1 protein-coding gene is annotated in these 256 nt (G+C 65.6%); it reads right to left on the bottom strand.

The features are described 5' to 3' along the window. Positions 1-256 (bottom strand): aldehyde dehydrogenase family protein (locus AAEZ06_RS27780; RefSeq protein WP_350617373.1); only part of this gene is annotated, 256 nt, incomplete at both ends.

The following is a 256-nucleotide window of genomic DNA, read 5'->3' as shown; positions in this document are numbered from 1 at the left end:
GCACATAGTCGGGCGCGATGCAGGTTTGCCCGGCGTTCAGGGTTTTGCCCCAGGCGATGCGCCGGGCGGCGTCTTTGAGCGGCACGTCAGTCGAGACAATCGCAGGGGATTTGCCGCCCAGTTCCAGCGTCACCGGGGTCAGGTTATCGGCGGCGGCACGCATCACCTGCTTGCCGACATGGGTCGAACCCGTGAACAGCAGGTGGTCGAAGGGCAGGCTGGAAAACGCGACCGCCACTTCGGCGTCGCCCAACAC

The sequence above is a fragment of the Pseudomonas sp. HY7a-MNA-CIBAN-0227 genome (assembly GCF_040310325.1).
In the GTDB taxonomy this organism is placed as follows: Bacteria; Pseudomonadota; Gammaproteobacteria; order Pseudomonadales; family Pseudomonadaceae; genus Aquipseudomonas.
The sequence above is the reverse complement of the archived record's forward strand: the minus strand, read 5'-3'. Positions and strand labels throughout refer to the sequence as shown.